We start from the raw sequence: 17,512 nt of genomic DNA, 5'->3' as shown, positions 1-17,512 counted from the left end.
TTAATCGAGCTTGCGGAGCAACGTTTTCGCAAAACCTTGATCAGTGACGGCGACGACCACACGGGAAGGCTTGCCGATTGCACGGCCCAGAAGCGTACGATCTGCGACTTTCTTACATGGCACATCATAGTATCTGCATTTGTCGGTTACTTTTTTCTCCGTGTTGGCCGATGCGTCTTCTGCAAGCAAAACCAGCTTTGCGCGTGAATGCCTGATTTCCTTCACAACCAGGTCTTCTCCGGACACGACCTTTCGAGCTCGATTCGCCAGGCCCAGCAAGGAAAACCATTCTGTTTCCGACATCTATCTGGTCTCCTTTTCCGCCAGTTCCAGCAGTTCATCAAAAATCTGATCATCAATTTGTACTTGAAGCTGATTTGCTAAGCTGTTTTTCTTTTTTGCGGTTAAGATTACTTCTTTGTCAAGAGTAAGATAAGCTCCCCGGCCGTTCTTCTTGCCGGTCGGGTCTATGGAAACTTCCCCTTCCTTGGAACGGACAACGCGGATGAGCTCCTTTTTAGGCTTCATTTCCCCTGTTACGACGCATTTTCTAAGCGGGATCTTCTTTCGGCTGTTCACCAAAGGTCACCTCTTATTCATCCGATTCTGGAGTTTCAGTCTCTAAAAAGAGCTCTTCAGACTCTTCTTCAAGCTCTCTTGGATAAATTCCAAGTTCCCTTGCATCTGTTTCACTCTTAATATCGATTTTCCAGCTTGTCAGCTTTGCGGCCAGACGGGCGTTTTGGCCTCTTTTGCCGATCGCAAGTGAAAGCTGGTAATCAGGGACGATCACAGTTGTCGCCTTGTCTTCCTCATTGACGATGACATCAAGCACTTTGGAAGGGCTTAGCGCATTGGCGACAAATTCGACGGGATCGTTTGACCAGTGTACGATATCGATTTTCTCGCCTTTCAATTCATTGACGATCGCTTGGACGCGCTGTCCTTTAGGGCCGACGCAGGCGCCGACCGGATCGATATCGGGATCATCCGTCCGGACGGAGATTTTCGAGCGGTCTCCCGCTTCTCTCGCGACAGACTTAAGCTCGACAGTTCCATCGTAAATTTCCGGGACTTCAATTTCAAAGAGCCGCTTTAATAGACCTGGATGAGTTCTTGATACATAAATCTGCGGGCCCTTCGTCGTTTTTTCAACCTTTGTGATAAAAACTTTGATCCGGTCGTGAGGCTTGTAGACCTCATTCGGCATTTGTTCCGAGACCGGCAGAAGCGCCTCGATTTTGCCGAGAGAGACATAGATAAATTTATTGTCAATCCGCTGAACGATACCGGTCATGATATCTTCTTCGCGGTCAATAAATTCTGAATAGATGACGCCCCGCTCCGCTTCACGGACACGCTGAGTGACCACCTGCTTCGCCGTCTGGGCAGCGATGCGGCCGAAATCTTTCGGGGTAACTTCAATTTCCACGACATCTCCGACAATATAGTTCGGATTGATGTTTCTTGCGTCTTCAACCGAGATTTCAAGGCGCGGATCATAAACTTCATCCACGACGTCCTTGCGCGCGAAAACGCGGATGGTGCCGGTGTCGCGGTTTAAATCAACCCTGACATTTTGCGCCTGGTTAAAATTCCGCTTATACGCGGAAATAAGCGCAGCCTCAATGGCTTCGATAATAATATCCTTACTGATTCCCTTTTCTTTCTCAAGAACAGTCAGGGCATCTAACAACTCACTACTCATGTTTATGGTTTCCCCCTTAAACAGTCAAAAATTAATTGAACGAAACAGCTAGCCTAGCTTTTGCTATTTTTTCATATGGAATATTGATTCTTTTTTGCCGTGTCTTGATCGTGACTGTCACTTCCACGGTTTCACCGTCAAACGCAGAAAGCGTGCCTTCAAATTCTTTGTTGTCTTCAATCGGTTCGTACGTCTTAATATATACGTTTTTTCCGAGCGCTTTCCTGAAATCGGCTTCTTTCTTTAAAGGGCGTTCAGCTCCGGGAGATGATACTTCAAGAAAGTAGTTCTGCTTGATGGGATCTGCCTCGTCAAGCTTTTCACTAAGAGCTTCGCTAACCTTGGCACATTCTTCGATGTCAACGCCGTCATCAGAATCAATAAACACGCGAAGGAACCAGTTTTGACCTTCCTTGACAAATTCGATGTCAACGAGTTCAAGCTGAAGATTGTCTAATATGGGCTGGACCATTTCGCTGACAGTATCGATCACTTTGTTACTCATACTTTTCCTCCTTGTGCAGGCTCCAATTCATCAGCTCTCTCGTAAAAACCCCGCTTTCAGGAAGCAGGGGCTTAGAAAAGACGATGAACATGTCGAGACAAAATTGCCTGTTCAATACAAAAGAGCGGGTTTCCCCACTCTTCGCCTCGGCTATCGTTAGCATTTCCAATAAAACTATACCATAACCATTTTTTTATTGCAAATCATCAGAAAAGCGATCAGCCTGAGCTTTCTTCACATTCAGCGGGAATCCGGCGATTTCTCATTCATCCGTCCGGCATGTTCGGAAATGATGGAAGCGGCTGAGCCCGGATAAACGATCCGAAACCCGTCATAGTCCGGATAAAGGGTATCGTCATCCTGAATGCCGGTTAAAATCCAAAATTGGCTGCCTGCCCCGTCATGTTTTTCAATGATATCAAGCCATGTTTTGTAGACGCCATCCCTTTTTGTCTTGTCCTGGTAGCCGAATTCTTCCAAAACGACGGGCTTGCCGATTTCGTTTCCGTCGCGAATATGATCAATGATCCACTGATTCCCCCATTCGGCGGTTTCCCCCCAATGGTCCGGATATAGATGATATGTGCCGTAATCAATCGCTGAAAGAGCGGTGAGCCTTTTCCAATCAACGCCTTCACCGCCGCCGTATGGCCACTCCGGATGACCTTCTATCCGATAAAATCCTTCATCTCCGACTGCAACAAGATGGTTTTGATCGATCGATTTGATATAGGCGCTCATCTCATCGGCCCACTCAATAAGCGTGTTGCCGCTTTTATCCGACGGAGCCCTCGGTTCATTTGCCAGCTCCCATGCCATAATAGCGGGATCGTCTTTATACTTTACGCCTGTATATGTGTTAACCCGGTTCAGCATATAATATACATAATCTTTATAGGCTTTCTTTATGCCTGGATGGGTGTAAAAGGCGTCATGGCCGTCTGCCTTAAACCATCTGGCATATTGATTCATCCCGCCGAAATCATCCCAGTTGTTCACAAAGGGAATGACCAGTTTAACCCCTGTCTGGCCGGCTTTATAAATGGCATAATCAAGCTTTGAAAATCCTGATTCATCATATATCCCCGGTTTTGGCTGCATGACGGAGTGTTCGTTCGGCTCCCCGTCGAGGAACCCCCAAATGCGGATGACTTTCAGATTCATCGCGATCATATCGGCAAACACGTCATCGACCATTTTTTTAGACTTATAGTGAAAATAATAGTTATTGGTGCCTGCAAAATAAAAATCTTTTCCGTCTAACGTAAATCTTGTTCCAGATGTCTCCACAAATGAAGATGAAGCAGATGCCGCCCGCAAATCCCCGAACAGCATGACCGATCCTGCCGTCAAAAGCATCAAAAACATGTGCAACAAGCATGTTTTCACTTTCATCGTTTCCTCTCGCTTTCATAGAATGTGATGGGCGGCGGGTAATCGTCAATCCAATTCTTCTCAAGGTGTGACTTTCACTTTCACCACCGTTTCGACACCCTTCGGCCACATTTCAAATGTAAAGGTGGAATCGCTTTTCAAATAGTTCAAAACGCGCTCTCTAAGATAGAGATTTCCGTCCTTTTCATAAAAATCTTCGTCATAATTCATATAGGGCGTCCATGACCAGACCTCTTCAAGAACAGGTCTGCCGGTCGAGTCGATGACGCCTTTTACAGTGGCCAGCTGAGTGCCGTTTAAAGAGGCGGGGATTTCCAGATCTCCTTTGATTGCCGACTTGCTGATCGTAAACTCATGTTTCTCCAGCTCAGGTGTATCATAAAGAATCACATCCATCACCTGTCTGGCGCCTTTATCAAATGCAAAGGCAAGCTCTGCCTTCGTCCCGAATGACGGTGATCCGCCGATGAGTTTTGCCAAATATGACGCTTTAATCGTCACTGTTTTCCCGGAATTGTCAACTGTATAGTCGGTTCCTTTTTGCAATGGCTCCGATTGGCGGTAGATTCCTGTCAGCTTGTTTCCGTTCAGCTCGATGTCCGCAGTCTGATCGGTGATGGTCTGCCCTTTCCTGATGAAAAGGTCCGCCGGTTTGATGATGGCGTTTGAGACGCCGCGTCCCGCCTGAATGACGATGTCCTTCACGACCGGATCCCGCCATTTTCTTGCCATCCGGTCAAATTGGTCATTGCCGTTATCCCACCACATTGTGACCATTTGATACTTGTGGGAAAGCCTGACAAGCGTATCATGGTACAAGCGCTTGGAATGCTTCTCATTTGCGCCCAGTGTCCCGTATTCACCGATGATGACCGGGTACCCTTTGCTGACGAATCTTTCATAAACCGGTTTCATATCCCGCTCCATGTCTTCGATATCTTTGGCAGTGCCCCAAGTCGTCCGGCCCCACCAGTTGGAGACATAGTCCCATGGCGAATAGTAGTGAAAGGTCAGCACGATCCGGTCATCCTCAGGCGGTTCAAACGTATTGAGCAGTTCATCCTTGTTGTCTTCCAGCCCGCCGATGATCACGAGCCGCCGGTCATTTTCCCCGCCTGTGGATCGAATGACCTTGAGCATCTCACGGTTGAGCAGGTTCAATTGATAAGCGCTCATTCCCGTCGGTTCGTTGACGATTTCAAACAGGAGACGCTCGCTTTTATGTTTGAAGCGGTCAGCGATCTGCCTCCACACTTTCCCCAGTTTTTCCAATGTCTCCTGCTGGCTGTTTCCCATGCGGTTGATCCACAGCCATGAATCGTGATGAATATTTAATACAACATAAAAATCTCTTTCCAAAGCCCAGTCCGTTACTTCCTCCACACGATTCATCCACTCGGGGGCAATCGTATATTCAGGGGCACTGCCGATGTGTGAATCCCATGTCACCGGAATTCTGACACTTTTAAACCCGGCAGCGCGGATATCATCGAATGTGTGCTCCCGGACAGGCGGGTTGTTCCATGAGCCTTCTGTAGGAACGGCGTCAAGCGTGTTGCCAAGATTCCAGCCCGGACTCATATGTTCCAAAAGCTTTTGAGGTGCGACGCTCTGCGCTTTCGCCTTGGTTCCCCAGCCGGTTCCTGAAGCTTGCAGGATCGCTCCTGAAAGAGCCGTTCCAATCAACAAAAACAAGAGAATGACCGATGTGATAAACCATGTGAAGCCCTTTTCTCTCAATCTATTTTTCTCCTTTTTTATCATTTTCAAAACGACGGCCGGATTCCGGCTGAATCGCCCGGCCGCCGTTCGTAGCTTTTGAGAAAGCTTAGATCGCGCATATTAAAGCGGTTTCAGCTATAGCCGAACATCATTCTGTTTTACGCATTGCCGATTAAGCGGTCATATTCAGCATATGCCGTCGCCATGTCGACCTGGGACCAAAAACGGTGATAGATGAAAGTCGGCAGCCCGTTCTCCCATTTGCCCGTGTCCGGGTTCCATGATGTTTGGTATTTGTTTTCCAAATAAGGCCATTTTGGATCGTTTTTAATCTTCGGCCTGAGGTCGGTATGGCTGATATAGACGCCGTTTCCTCCTTTTGCAGGATCAGACGGTACACCATTTGGCCCCGGAATGGTGTTTCCTTGGCCAAATCTTCCGCTCCAGCCATTCGGAAAATAGATTTCCTTTGTAAAATAACGATGATAATCGGCATGCTCTTCTTCTGCTGCAATACCAATACCGTCATTTTTATTCCAAGCTGCGTCAAGCAGCTCTTTGGCCAGGTTTTTGGCTCGATTTCCGAGAGCGGTGAAGCTTCCGGTTTCAGCTTTAGTCCCGGCCGCAAAGAAAACAAGTGTTTTGATATAGCTGCCGAGAACGCCGACATCCTGGGAAGGATTCTTGGTCGTGACATGCAGCCCCGGATTGCCTGTGAAAGAATCAAATCCTTTCCACGGATCGGGCTGGCCGCTCCATTCAAGATTTGCCGGAATCCAAAATTCTCCCTGATCAGGCTCCGTGGCAATATTCGGATTTTTGCCCCCGTAAACCCTTTCTCCCGCTTCATTTAGATAATAGCCTTCATCATCTGAGAGCGGACGCTCGTTAACGAAAACATAATCCAATGAGTATGCGACCCATTTTTCAATTACGGTCTTTGCCATTTTAAAATTCTCAGAGGATGTGTCGCCTTTTGCAGCGAAAATATTATACAGTTCCGCCACCCTTTCCATCGGCCAGACTTGCATCCCAAACCAATTGTTAGAAGGCGGATCATGATAAACGGGCGCTTCTGTGTATGCCATGCCGTAAAACGTGCTGACATTTGCGGGATACGGGCTGTAGTTCCCATTCCAGCTGTTTGTGGCCCCGCCTGCGACAGCTCCTTCTGAAGAAAGCAGCCATGTGTACAGCTCAAGCTGCCTTTTCAGCGCTGTTTCCCAATCGGCGCGTGCTGAAGGCGAATTTGGAATCAGGCCCCCTTCAGAGGTGGACAGCGCATATGAGGCGACTGGATTTTGATAGCCTTGGTGGACATGGCTTGCGCCAATTCGCCAAGCCCAGTTTGCATACTGCCCGAGACCGCCTCCCCACGCGGTGTACCACGCCATTAAATAATGGCATGCGTCCTTTCCCGATCCTCTTGATGGTGATCCGTCCGAAGCGCTTCCTATCTTTTGGAAATATTTATCGTACATGCCATAACGGAGAAAATCCCCCATCTTCTTGGCTTTGTTAATATACGTACTGTTGCTGTAGCCCCATTGCTTCGCCCAATACATCGCCTGAACGGCCCGAGCGTCTGCATCGGTCGCGTTCGTATAGCGCCATTGCGGAGCCGGCGCCTGATTTTCCTTTGTGAACAGGCTCATAAATCCTTCATTTGCTTTTCCGAAGGTCTGATTATCCTGTGACGGATGCGGAACCGTTTCCCAAACGGATTCTTGCTCCCCGCGCTGATAAGTGTTTACATAAGCGGCGGTATGGGAAGGATTCAGCAGGTTTCCGAATCCGTACCAGTTGTCAACGTCCAGCAGCCAGTGCATTAAATACGTTTCATTGCTTCCATATATGGCTTTCAGCTCAGCGTCAAGCGGATCGTTTCCTGCTGGATATTGTCCGGTAAGCGCTGACGGATAGAGATCTGGGAAGGGGTATTCAGCGGCGTATGTGGCAGGGCTTGAAGGGTTATAGTAGCCCATTGTCGGCTGTTCTTCTTTTCCGTCTCCTTCATTGACAGGGATGATATATGTCTCCATGCTGTCCCAAGCGGCTTCAAATTTAGACCAGTCCTGTGTGTAACGGCCATACATCGCTTCAAGCCACAGCCAGTAGCTGTATGCTTCAGATGTCGTCATATGGCCATAGTCAGGGGCTTCGCATATGAGCGTTTCAACAGAGTGGTAAGGGATGCCTTCCGGCGAAAAATAACCGTTTTTCGCACTTTTTATTTGCTCATACAATTGCATAAAGCGGGTTTTGTTGTCCATGATATTGTCCTCCTATTGAAGCTGTTGGCCTCCGTCTCAATGTTGGAAGCCTGATTATAACCTATCGTTCGGCTCATCTCCGAATACAAGCCGGCCCTCATCATATACAGGCATATACCTGGTTTTGGCAAGTGTATGCGATAATCCCTGATAGGAGTAGTCGTTTTCAGGATTCCAAAAGGCCGTTCCAGATGGCGCCGAAAGGCGGAATTGCACTTCTTTCTTGTGGGCCGACTGTCCGCCCGGATAAATCGGTACACCATTGAAGCTGACTTCCGTATAGTACATGTGTTTGTCTATCCGGTAAGGCTTCAGCTGAGAGACCGTTGCCCCCTCGTGATATCCGACTGTGACCTTGATGTCTTTGGCGGAATACCCGGCATTCACCGCTTCGGAAAGGTCAACGTAATAGCGGAAAGACAGATTGTCGGTCTTTCTTGCCGGCCATCCTGACCGGTTGTTGAGCTGGGCCCGGATTTCAGTATAGTTGCTTCCTGAGCTGTTAACGGACGCTTCGGCAAAAAATTCGTCAGCAGGCGTTTCTTGTTCAGGAAAGTCAGGCAGGGGCGATTGCCCGGCGCCATAGAGCTGATACATTTTCGCAGCATTTCCTGTAAAGGCTGCGTTGTAGTCAATCGCTACTTCGTTTGATACATAATCCGCCGTTTCATCCCGGTATGAATCGTCATTTCCCGGCCCGCCGACCAATGCTCCGTAAAGAATGTGGCGATGGAATTCAGGCACATTCATGCTATCGGCCCATGAACCATGTGCAGTCCGATGGTGCGGATGCTTGGGAGAATTTGAACCGTAGCCGACAACAAAGCTGCGTTTTCCGGGATTGTCCCCGAGTATATAATTCATTTGCTGTACGGCAAAATCGCGGTACTTTTTCGCTTTGGATGCGTCTTTTACCCAGTCGGAATACACAAAAGCGAGAAAAGCCGCATTTGAGGCGTAGCGCAGTGAGCCCCACTGCTCAAGCCATGCCAGCCCGCCCGGTGTATACGTAATTCTTTCCGTGGTTCCGTTGTGGTTGTAGCCGGTTGACCAGTAATCAAGATTGCGTTCGACAGATGCGGTGAAACGGGAGTCGTTTGTCAGACGGGCCAGCAGCAGCTGTGCGCCGTATGTGACGTCATCCCATGAAAGCGTCCAGCGGTAAGGCCAGCTTGCGGGTTCCCCCCAGTCGCCGGCTGAAGCCAGCGCTTTGTCCAGATATTGTTGTTCATCGGTTGCCAAGTACAGCCATACAGCCCCCCATGTCAGCTCATCCTTATAGCCGCTCCACGAATTGTAATATTGGCGGGCATCTGTAATACAGTCAGAATATTTCCCGCGGTATTGGTCAGCAAAAGCATACAGTTGCTTCGCATGGGTCAAAAGGGTGTTGGCGTATGAAGAATCTGTCGGCTGAAAGACAACCGAAGCCGCTGCAAGGGCCGCTGCCGTGCCTCCGGCCAAATCCGAGCCGGGACAGCCCGCATCAATCTTATAGGCGGGACGCTTCATCGGCATCACTTCAGCCGGCCCCCACCAGGCGTGGTCAGCGGCTCCATTGCCAACCTGCCCCCAAAATTCGTTAGGCGCCGTATGCGCTTTAATAAAATAATCGGTCGCCCATTTCAGATTGTCTAAGATCGCCTCAAGCTGCCCGGCCTCTTCATAAGCATCGCGGTATTCATAAACCGACCATGCCAAAACGGCCGCAGAATACGCCATCGGCAGCCCGAATTTTACATGGTCTCCGGCATCATACCATCCGCCTGTTAAATCATGGCCGACGTCTTTTCCGTCATCTAGCCCGGAGTCGCCTCTCCAATTCAGCCTGCTGTTTTCAGGCAGTGTTCCTGAGCGCTGGGCTTCATAAAACAAAATGGTTTTTTGCAAGAGTTCTGCATAATTTTGCGGATGTTCTGCCGCGTCAGCCTTCTCTGCAACCGGCGCCACTCCCATGCCGAACATAAGCACGGCAAATAAGAAAAGCGCTTTCATTCTTAGAAAAGCTGTCCGTTTCAACTGACTCCTTCCTCCTTATTTTGTTTTATCCATACAACATCGATCATGCTTTACATCCTCCTCACCTCCTTTCAGTCAAAACCTACGGTGTCCTTTCGATGATGGAGAGATGTCTGAATGTACCTTTGCCATCAACAAGCATTTGACAGCTTTACAGAGGAATGAGCCGAAACGGCTGTTCAAGAACGAAATCAATGCCGGCAATTTTTGCGGCCGAAACTTAGTTTGTTTAATAGAGAAACAAACTAAACAGTTTCATATGTTGTCAATTTTTAAACGCAACATCATTTTGAAAATATTAACATTTACATCTATTTTATGTCAATGGATCTGACAGCCCTTTATGAAGATTGTGAGATTCTTCCCCTGTGAAAGTGTCAGTTTATCTTCGGAACGATGACTTTCACGAAAAAAGCCGATAAAAAAACTGCCGACAAACAGTCGGCAGTCTTTAGAATAAAGAAAGCTGATTCTGATCCGGAAGCGACTCCAAGCAGCCGTGCCGCTCCAGGTATTCCATAATTGTTTTTGAAACTTTTCCTCTTTTTTGCAAATCTTCTTTTGAAAGAAATTCGCCTTCTTCTCTCGCCTTGACAATATTTAAAGCCGCGTTTGTGCCAAGTCCCGGTATGGAGTTGAAAGGAGGAATCAGGCTGTTGCCGTCAATCATGAATTCTGATGCATTTGATCTGTATAAATCGACCTTTTGGAAAGAAAATCCTCTTTCGCACATTTCGAGCGCCAGCTCGAGCACGGTGAGCAAACTTTTCTCTTTCGGAGAAGCGTCAAGCCCTTTGCTGTTGATGTCATCCATGACGGCTCTGATCGCGGTCGAGCCTTTGATCATCGTATCAATATCAAAATCATCGGCGCGCACTGTAAAGTAGGCAGCGTAATAAAGCAAAGGATGATGCACTTTAAAATAAGCGATCCTGACAGCCATCAAAACATATGCCGCGGCGTGGGCTTTCGGGAACATGTATTTGATTTTCTTGCACGAATCAATATACCAGTCGGGAACATTATTATTCTTCATTTCTTCTTCCCACTCAGGCGTCAGGCCTTTTCCTTTTCGGACAAACTCCATAATCTTAAAGGCAAGGGAAGGTTCAAGCCCCTGATAAATTAAATACACCATAATATCATCACGGCAGCCGATCACTTCGCTCAATTCACAAATGTTATTATGAATGAGCTCCTGCGCGTTGCCGAGCCAAACGTCGGTTCCGTGTGAAAGTCCGGAAATCTGAACGAGCTCGGAAAAAGTCGTCGGCTTTGTATCCTCAAGCATCTGTCTGACAAAACGGGTCCCGAATTCAGGAATGCCGAGCGTACCTGTTTTACAGCCGATCTGCTCTTCAGTGACGCCTAAAGACTCGGTTCCTTGAAATATTTTCATGACTTCCGGATCATCAGTCGGAATCGTCTTCGGATCAATACCGCTTAAATCCTGGAGCATACGGATCACCGTCGGGTCATCGTGTCCGAGTATATCAAGCTTCAGCAAGTTGTCGTGGATGGAATGGAAGTCAAAGTGGGTCGTTTTCCATTCCGAGCCCGTGGCATCCGCCGGAAACTGAATCGGTGAAAAATCATAAATGTCCATATAATCGGGAACAACGATAATTCCGCCGGGGTGCTGGCCGGTCGTCCGCTTGACACCGGTGCAGCCCTGTACGAGGCGGTCGATTTCCGCACCGCGCATATGAAGATTGTTGTCATTGGCATAGCCTTTAACATATCCGTAAGCCGTTTTTTCGGCAACCGTGCCGATCGTTCCCGCACGGTACACATTGTCTTCCCCGAACAGCACTTTCGTGTAGTTGTGCGCATGCGGCTGGTACTCTCCGGAGAAGTTCAAATCGATATCCGGAACTTTGTCCCCTTTAAAGCCGAGGAACGTTTCGAACGGAATATCGTGGCCGTCTTTTTTATAAGCTGCTCCGCATTTCGGACAGTCTTTATCAGGCAAATCAAATCCTGAGCCGACAGATCCGTCATCGAAAAATTCCGAATGGCGGCAATCAGGACAGACATAGTGCGGCGGCAGAGGATTGACCTCGGTAATCTCCGTCAAAGTCGCAACAAGTGAAGAACCGACAGACCCCCTTGAGCCGACGAGATATCCGTCATCCAGAGAACGTTTTACGAGCTTATGGGAGATGAGATAGATTACGGCAAATCCGTGGCCGATAATGCTTTTCAGCTCTTTTTCGATCCGTTTTTCCACGATTTCGGGAAGGTCTTCACCGTAAATGCTTTTCGCTTTCTCATAGCTCATTCGGCGGATTTCGTCCTCTGCCCCTTCGATTTTCGGTGTATAGAGATCATCTTTGATCGGTTTGATTTCTTCGATTTTTTCATTGATCTTCTGGGTGTTGGTGACCACGATTTCTTTCGCTTTTTCCTTGCCCAAAAATGAAAAGGCTTCAAGCATTTCATCTGTCGACCGAAAATGGACATTCGGCAGCTCATGCCTGTTGAGCGGATTTGCTCCGCCCTGGGAAGAAATCAAAATCTTTCTGTAGATTTTGTCCTCAGGATTTAAGTAATGGACATTTCCCGTTGCCACAACGGGAATGTTCAGCTTGTCACCAAGCTTTGTAATGTTTGTGATGATTTCCTTGAGCGCTTTTTCATCCCTGACCAGTTCAAGCTCGATAAGGTGGCGGTAGACTTCCGGCGGCATCACTTCCAGATAGTCGTAGAACGATGCGATGTCTTCGACTTCTTCCGGCGATTTTTGCATCATGCCTTCAAATACTTCCCCCTTGTCGCACGCCGAACCGATCAAAAGGCCTTCTCTATGCTTTTCGAGCTGTGACCTTGGAATTCTCGGCACCCTGTAGAAATAATTGATATGCGCTAATGAAACGAGTTTGAACAGATTTTTCAAGCCTGTCTCATTAACCGCCAAAAGGGTCGCGTGATAAGGTCTGGAACGCTGATATGCATTGGACTGCCCCATATTTTCATTCAGCTGGTCATGGTACAAGATATTTTTTTCAGCCGCATCTTTGAGCATTTTCACGAGGAGATAGCCCGTCGCTTCGGTATCATAGATCGCCCTGTGGTGCTGGGTGAGCTCGATATCGAACTTTTTACAGAGCGTATTCAGCCTGTGGTTTTTGAACTCGGGATAAAGAAAACGTCCGAGTTCAAGGGTATCGATGACAGGGTTTTGCGCTTTTTCCGATTTCAGCAGCTTCTTATAGGCGACATTGATGAACCCCATGTCAAAGCTCGCATTGTGGGCGACAAGCGTGTGGTCTCCGATCCATTCCTTAAAATCTCTGATGACTTCTTCAACATCAGGTGCGTCTTTGAGCATATCATCCGTGATCCCCGTCAGCTCAATGATCGTAGCTGATAAAGGACGGTGCGGATTTGCAAACCGTTCAAAACGCTCGATGATTTCCCCGCCTTTTACTTTTACAGCGGCCAATTCGATGATCGTATCGTAGACAGCCGAGAGCCCCGTCGTTTCGACGTCAAATACGACATAGGTTTCCTCTTCGAGCAGCCGGTGTGTGGGATTGTAAGCAATCGGCACGCCGTCGTCGACAAGGTTGGCTTCCAGTCCGTAGATCATTTTCACGCCATGCTTTTTGCTTGCCGCGTATGCATCAGGAAACGACTGTACGACAGCATGATCCGTAATGGCGATGGCTGGATGGTTCCATTTTTTCGCTTGTTCGACAAGCTTGCCAATGCCTGATACGGCATCCATCTGGCTCATCGGCGAGTGCAGGTGAAGTTCGACCCGTTTTTCATCTTCAGGCGCGGTATCCTCGCGCGTTTTCGCTTTGATTTCATTGACATCATTGGCGATCATGACGAGATCACGGACGAACGTGTCGTTTTGAATGCTTCCTCTTGCCTTGACCCACATGCCTTTTTTCAAGGATTTCATCAAGAGCGCATCTTCTTTTTCACGGGCGAACATTTTGACGAGGATGCTGTTTGTATAATCGGTGATTTTGAAGATGCAAAGCGTTCTGCCGCTTTTCAGCTCCCTTGTTTCAGCATCGAATACATACCCCTGTACCGTAATTCTCCGCTCTTCATCCATGATGCTGTCAAGCGTTCGGATTTCTTCCGTGTCTTTGATTGGATAGCCGATTTGCAGAGGTCCTGATGGCGCTTCATCATCAGCGCTTTCTTTATCCTGCTTCTCCATTTCAATTAAAGCCTGAAGGGCTCTTTCCTGGTCTTCAGCAAGCTTTTGTTCTCTGAACTTCTGAATCTCTTGATCTGAGACGAAAATTTCAGTCTCAAGCTGAAGCTCAGGAAATCCGAAGGTCCGGTAGCTTGACTGAATAAGCGAGCTGTATTTTTTCTTCAGTGCGGAAGCTTCTGTATCTGTTTTCGTTTTCAGCAGCAGTTTATTTCCTGCAAGTTTTGGCTTTTGCTCATTGAGAAGCGTTAAAATCGGCGGGGAAATACCGTCCAATTCTTGAATGCACCGCGTCCAGTAGTCCTGGATCAGCTGTTCGTCCACCGACTTGTCTTCGACTTCGATTGAGCAGGTCACTTGAGCGATATGGGAAAAAGTGCGTGTCAGCTGGTGATGAAACCGTTCGAAGATCTGATAAGGCAGCACGGCCTTAAATTTAAAGTGAAAATGCCAGGTTTTTTTATGTTTATGAACGGTAAGCTTGATGATCTGACCGCCTTCAAGATGGCGGACCATCGAATCTTCCGTAACGTTCAGCTGCTGCAGAAGAATTTGAAACTGTCTTCTGTTGACAGAAAGCTGGTCTTCCAAGACAGATTCCTCCCTAAAAGAAAATCATAATTGAAGGTACCTCGAGAGAGATTTCCGAGGTACCTTCCTTTACCCTAGTGTAACATGTTTATGCTTGAGAAGATAAGCTCTTCATTTGTTTTTCGATAAAGTCTGAAAGCTCGTCAACAGCCACTTCAAAGGATTCCCCTGTTTTGCGGATTTTCACTTCAACCACGCCTTCGTCGGCCCGTTTGCCGACTGTGATTCGCACAGGAAGTCCGATTAAATCGGAGTCCGCAAATTTGACGCCGGCCCGTTCGGCCCGATCGTCAAATAAAACGTCATAGCCTTTCGCTTTGAAGTCTTCATACAGCTTTTCGGCTAACTGAGCCTGCGCGTCATTTTTCATATTAAGAGCGAGGATGTGAAGATCATACGGGCTCACATTCAGCGGCCAAATCAGGCCTTTATCGTCATGATGCTGTTCGACGATGGCGGAAAGGGTCCGTGAAATACCGATTCCATAGCAGCCCATCAGCATCGGTTGGGCGCGGCCGTTTTCGTCAAGATATGTGGCATTCATGGCTTCTGAATAGCGGGTGCCAAGCTTGAATACCTGTCCGACCTCGATTCCTTTTGCAAAATGGATCGTTCCTTTGCCGTCCGGGGACGGATCTCCCTCCTGGATAAAGCGGAGGTCTGCGAATGTGACCTCGCCCGCATCGCGGCTGATATTGACATTTTGATAGTGGTAGTCGGCTTTATTTGCCCCCGCTGCGGCATTTGCCATCACTTTCACGGCAAAATCGGCGTACACCTCAATTTCCGGATGAAGGCCGACCGGTCCGACAAATCCCGGTTCTGTGCCGATGAGTTCTGCCACTTCTTCAGCGCTTGCAAATTCGACCGTTTCCGCGTTCAGCAGATTTTTCACTTTAACATCATTTACTTCATGATCCCCTCTTGTCAGGATGAGCACGAAACGGCCGTCTGCTTTCAGAAGCATTGATTTGATGCAGTCTGCCGGGGATACGTTGAGAAATGCGGCAAGCTCTTCTATCGTTTTCACGCCTGGTGTATGAACTTCCTGCAGTTCTTTCATTTCTTCGTGTTTTGCTTCAGCAACTTCCGCAACTTCCGCCATTTCGATATTGGCCGCATATGATGACTGATCGGAATAGGCAATCGTATCTTCGCCGACATCTGAAAGCGCCATGAATTCATGGGTATCTTTACCGCCCATCGCGCCGGAATCGGCAATAACAGGCCTGAAATTCAAGTCGCAGCGCGTAAATACATTCGTGTAAGCCTGATACATGTCATTGTAAGTTTCATCAAGGCTTTCCGCTGATGAATGGAAGGAATACGCATCTTTCATGATGAATTCGCGGCCTCTCAGCAAACCGAAACGCGGACGCTTTTCATCGCGGAATTTAGATTGGATCTGATAGAGAGTCAACGGAAGCCGCTTGTACGATTTGACTTCGTCGCGTACGATGCTTGTGATGACCTCTTCATGTGTGGCGCCAAGCGCAAATTCACGGCCGTGGCGGTCCTTCAGCCTCATCAGCTCAGGTCCGTATGTATACCATCTTCCAGATTCCTGCCATGTTTCCGCCTGCTGCAAAGCCGGCATCAGCATTTCAACGGCATTAATTTTTTCCATCTCTTCGCGGACGATGGCCTGAATCTTTTGAATGACTTTATTGGCAAGGGGCATATAGCTGTAAACCCCGCTTGTGTTTTGTCTGATAAAACCCGCTCTGAGAAGCAGCTGATGACTTTTCGCTTCAGCATCAGCCGGCACTTCCCGGAGCGTCGGAATTAGAGTCCTGCTCTGTCTCATTTCGTTCGCACCTCATTTATTTCAGTTGGTTACTTTACATCAATGGTCTTATAAGAATAAACGCTGGATATCGTTCCATGTGACGACAAGCATCAACAGCATCAGAAACGCCACGCCGACGAACACGACGAATGCTTCTTTTTCCCGGTTGATCGGCTTTCCGCGGATCGCTTCAATAAACAGAAACAAGAGTCTTCCCCCGTCCAACGCCGGAATCGGCAGAAGGTTGACGATCCCGAGGTTAATGCTTAAAAAGGCAGCCAGCTTCAACAGATTGACAAGGCCTGTTTTCGCCACTTGATCTGTCATATCATAAATCCCGACAGGACCCGCCAGCATATCGATTGAAAATTGGCCCGTCACCAGTTTGCCCAGACTTGTGACAATGTTCTGTGCTACGGTCACAGTTTCGGTTGCGCCATAGGAAATCGATGTGATAATTCCTTTTTGCACGGGGTTGTATGCGCCGAATCTTCCGACGGTCTTATCTCCTGATTTAACCGCTTCAGGAGTGACATATTTCGTCAGTTTGACATTGTCGCGCATCAGGACGATCTTCAGTTCCTTTTCGGGATTTTTTCGGACGGTATTGACAATATCGGTCCAAGAGGACATTTTTTCTCCGTTGATCGTCTGAATGTGGTCGCCTTCCTTAAGTCCGGCATCAACAGCACGTCCGTTATCGATCAGCTTTCCAAGCACCGGCTCATCTGACGGCACGCCCTGCATCAAGCCAAGCAGGACGAGAATCACATAAGCCAAAATAAAGTTCATAATCGGACCGGCTGCAATCGCTTTGATGCGCTGCCAAACCGTTTTTGAGTGAAATTGGCGGTTGTACGGTGCAACTTGCACTTCTTCCCCGTCCACGATGAAAAAGGACGTTTCACTGACAGAAAAGGAAACGAGATGATCCTCATTGCCTTGCTCATAGCCGGTGATTCTCATCTGGTGCTCCAAATCGGCCTGTTCGACTTCGATGACCAATGCATCAGGATATTTTTCTTTTTGGTTGATAATGATTTTTTCGACTTTGTCTTCTTTGTTAAACAAAAGCCCAACCGTATAACCGGGCTTTACCTCGATCATCTCAGGATCTTCGCCGGCCATACGGACAAAACCGCCGATCGGCAGCAGCCTGATTGTATAAACAGTCTCATTTTTCTTAAAAGAAAAGATCTTCGGACCAAAGCCGATGGCAAACTCCCGGCACAGTATTCCCGCTCTTTGGGCAAGGATTAAATGGCCCAGCTCATGGAAAAAAACGAGCGTTCCAAAAATGAGAATAAAAGCTATCACAGTATTCACGGACATA

General features: G+C 48.0%; 11 protein-coding genes. All 11 read right to left on the bottom strand.

The window, feature by feature from the left end; genetic code table 11:
* The 11 genes from BTR1S_RS13880 to rseP all read right to left on the bottom strand — a co-directional run bounded on the left by BTR1S_RS13880 (window position 1) and on the right by rseP (window position 17,511).
* Entirely contained in the window at window positions 1-303 is a 303-nt protein-coding gene (locus BTR1S_RS13880) for a YlxQ family RNA-binding protein (RefSeq protein WP_029419107.1), read from the bottom strand.
* Window positions 304-579 carry an RNase P modulator RnpM gene (gene rnpM / locus BTR1S_RS13875; RefSeq protein WP_006638130.1) on the bottom strand — a complete coding sequence of 92 codons (276 nt, stop codon included), beginning with the start codon at window positions 577-579 and terminating at the stop codon, window positions 304-306.
* 13 nt (window positions 580-592) lie between these two features.
* Complete coding sequence (gene nusA, locus BTR1S_RS13870; RefSeq protein ID WP_006638131.1) at window positions 593-1,708, bottom strand: transcription termination factor NusA; 1,116 nt, start codon at window positions 1,706-1,708, stop codon at window positions 593-595.
* A gap of 31 nt (window positions 1,709-1,739) precedes the next feature.
* Window positions 1,740-2,213 carry a ribosome maturation factor RimP gene (gene rimP, locus BTR1S_RS13865; RefSeq protein WP_006638132.1) on the bottom strand — a complete coding sequence of 158 codons (474 nt, stop codon included), beginning with the start codon at window positions 2,211-2,213 and terminating at the stop codon, window positions 1,740-1,742.
* A gap of 240 nt (window positions 2,214-2,453) precedes the next feature.
* On the bottom strand, window positions 2,454-3,608 hold the full coding sequence (locus tag BTR1S_RS13860; protein ID WP_006638133.1) for a glycoside hydrolase 5 family protein: 1,155 nt from the start codon (window positions 3,606-3,608) through the stop codon (window positions 2,454-2,456).
* 60 nt (window positions 3,609-3,668) lie between these two features.
* The gene (locus BTR1S_RS13855) at window positions 3,669-5,348 is read right to left on the bottom strand and encodes a cellulase family glycosylhydrolase (RefSeq protein WP_029419106.1); all 1,680 of its coding nucleotides are present in this window, start codon (window positions 5,346-5,348) and stop codon (window positions 3,669-3,671) included.
* 140 nt (window positions 5,349-5,488) lie between these two features.
* The gene (locus tag BTR1S_RS13850) at window positions 5,489-7,603 is read right to left on the bottom strand and encodes a glycoside hydrolase family 48 protein (RefSeq protein ID WP_029419105.1); all 2,115 of its coding nucleotides are present in this window, start codon (window positions 7,601-7,603) and stop codon (window positions 5,489-5,491) included.
* A 54-nt stretch (window positions 7,604-7,657) separates the two neighbouring features.
* Window positions 7,658-9,622: a glycoside hydrolase family 9 protein gene (locus BTR1S_RS13845; protein ID WP_006638136.1), complete on the bottom strand. Its 1,965-nt coding sequence runs from the start codon at window positions 9,620-9,622 to the stop codon at window positions 7,658-7,660.
* 451 nt (window positions 9,623-10,073) lie between these two features.
* Window positions 10,074-14,390 (bottom strand): PolC-type DNA polymerase III, encoded by a 4,317-nt coding sequence (locus BTR1S_RS13840; protein WP_006638138.1) that lies wholly within the window; start codon window positions 14,388-14,390, stop codon window positions 10,074-10,076.
* An 88-nt stretch (window positions 14,391-14,478) separates the two neighbouring features.
* On the bottom strand, window positions 14,479-16,197 hold the full coding sequence (locus BTR1S_RS13835; RefSeq protein WP_029419104.1) for a proline--tRNA ligase: 1,719 nt from the start codon (window positions 16,195-16,197) through the stop codon (window positions 14,479-14,481).
* Between the two features lie 48 nt (window positions 16,198-16,245).
* Window positions 16,246-17,511, bottom strand: coding sequence for an RIP metalloprotease RseP (gene rseP, locus BTR1S_RS13830; protein WP_155910149.1), 1,266 nt, complete (start codon window positions 17,509-17,511; stop codon window positions 16,246-16,248).
* Between the last annotated feature and the right edge of the window lies 1 nt (window position 17,512).

Origin of the sequence: Bacillus sonorensis NBRC 101234 = KCTC 13918 (assembly GCF_001592005.1) — a bacterium.
Classification (GTDB): domain Bacteria; phylum Bacillota; class Bacilli; order Bacillales; family Bacillaceae; genus Bacillus; species Bacillus sonorensis.
The sequence above is the reverse complement of the archived record's forward strand: the minus strand, read 5'-3'. Positions and strand labels throughout refer to the sequence as shown.

What these genes read in the sequence shown, in the direction of transcription:
- BTR1S_RS13880 (WP_029419107.1), bottom strand. Translation starts at nt 303, where the DNA reads ATGTCGGAAACAGAATGGTTTTCCTTGCTGGGCCTGGCGAATCGAGCT.
- nusA (WP_006638131.1), bottom strand. Translation starts at nt 1,708, where the DNA reads ATGAGTAGTGAGTTGTTAGATGCCCTGACTGTTCTTGAGAAAGAAAAG.
- rimP (WP_006638132.1), bottom strand. Translation starts at nt 2,213, where the DNA reads ATGAGTAACAAAGTGATCGATACTGTCAGCGAAATGGTCCAGCCCATA.
- BTR1S_RS13860 (WP_006638133.1), bottom strand. Translation starts at nt 3,608, where the DNA reads ATGAAAGTGAAAACATGCTTGTTGCACATGTTTTTGATGCTTTTGACG.
- BTR1S_RS13850 (WP_029419105.1), bottom strand. Translation starts at nt 7,603, where the DNA reads ATGGACAACAAAACCCGCTTTATGCAATTGTATGAGCAAATAAAAAGT.
- BTR1S_RS13835 (WP_029419104.1), bottom strand. Translation starts at nt 16,197, where the DNA reads ATGAGACAGAGCAGGACTCTAATTCCGACGCTCCGGGAAGTGCCGGCT.
- rseP (WP_155910149.1), bottom strand. Translation starts at nt 17,511, where the DNA reads ATGTCCGTGAATACTGTGATAGCTTTTATTCTCATTTTTGGAACGCTC.